Here is a 1,425-nt window from a genome sequence, read left to right as displayed (position 1 = left end):
AGTGGCGTCCAGCAGAGTGGTGTGTGACCGGCCCGGCGACGGGCGGAACCTCGTGTAGGGCGGCCACCGCGTGATCTTCTTGAACACCTCTCACAGCACCCAAGAAGCGAGATCACGCGATGACCGCACCCTCCAGTATCGACCCCACGGCGTTCCTGCACGAGCAGCTGGCCCAGGCGAGTCCGGATCTGCTGCGCCAGATGTTGACCACGTTCATCAGCACGCTGATGTCAGCCGAGGCCGACGCGGTCTGCGGCGCCGCCTACGGCGAGCGTGACCAGGACCGGGTGAACGTGCGTAACGGCTACCGGCACCGCGAGTTCGACACCCGTGCCGGCACCCTCGACGTGGCGATCCCGAAGCTTCGCACCGGGTCGTACTTCCCGGACTGGCTGCTCGAGCGCCGTCGCCGCGCCGAGCGGGCCCTGACCACGGTGGTCGCGACCTGCTACCTGCTCGGGGTCTCCACACGGCGGATGGAGAAGCTTGTCGACTCCCTGGGCATCACTCGGCTGTCGAAGTCGCAGGTCTCGGTCATGGCCGCCGATCTCGACGCCCACGTCGCCGAGTTCCGCGCCCGCCCGCTCGACCAGGGGCCCTACACCTTCGTCACCGCCGACGCCCTGGTGATCAAGGTCCGCGAGGGCGGACGGGTAGTCAACGTGCATGCCCTGCTGGCCACCGGCGTGAACGCCGACGGGCACCGAGAGATCCTCGGACTGCAGGTCACCTCCGGCGAGGACGGCGCCGGCTGGCTCGGGTTCTTCCGCGATCTGACCGCCCGCGGCCTGCACGGGGTGCGGCTGGTCACCTCCGACGCCCACGCCGGGCTGGTGGCCGCGATCGGGGCGACCCTGCCCGGCGCGGCCTGGCAGCGGTGTCGCACCCACTACGCGGCGAACCTGATGTCCGCGACCCCGAAGAGCTCGTGGCCGTGGGTCAAGACGCTGCTGCACTCGGTCTATGACCAGCCCGATGCCGCCTCCGTCCACGCCCAGTTCGACCGCGTCCACGCCGCCCTAGATGAGAAGTTCCCGCAGGTCGCCGACCACCTCGACCAGGCCCGGGCGGACGTGCTCGCCTTCACTGCGTTCCCGCGCGAGATCTGGCGCCAGATCTGGTCGAACAACCCCACCGAACGCCTCAACCGCGAAATCCGCCGACGCACCGACGTCGTCGGAATCTTCCCCGACCGAGACTCCATCATCCGCCTGGTCGGCGCCGTGCTCGCCGAACAACACGACGAATGGGCCGAAGGCCGCCGCTACTTCGGCCTCGAGATCCTCAACCGGGCCCGCGCCGCCACTGACCCCTCACCGACCACCGAGCAGGAGGCTGCACCCACCCCGACGATCCCGGCGCTGAGCGCCTGACCCAGCAAGATCACGCGTCAGCCGTCACACACCACGCCACAGGACTTGACCG

The 1,425-nt window shown here is 69.4% G+C and carries 1 protein-coding gene; it reads left to right on the top strand.

The annotated features are described in order from the left end of the window. Positions 1-119 precede the first annotated feature (119 nt). Positions 120-1,373: an IS256 family transposase gene (locus WIS52_RS31625; RefSeq protein ID WP_349302109.1), complete on the top strand. Its 1,254-nt coding sequence runs from the start codon at positions 120-122 to the stop codon at positions 1,371-1,373. The last annotated feature ends 52 nt before the right edge of the window (positions 1,374-1,425 follow it).

It is taken from the genome of Pseudonocardia nematodicida, from assembly GCF_040105385.1.
GTDB lineage: Bacteria > Actinomycetota > Actinomycetes > Mycobacteriales > Pseudonocardiaceae > Pseudonocardia > Pseudonocardia nematodicida.
This window is presented reverse-complemented; position numbering and strand designations above follow the sequence as displayed.

Coding starts and splice junctions, on each gene's coding strand:
- WIS52_RS31625 (WP_349302109.1), top strand. CDS start 120: ATGACCGCACCCTCCAGTATCGACCCCACGGCGTTCCTGCACGAGCAG.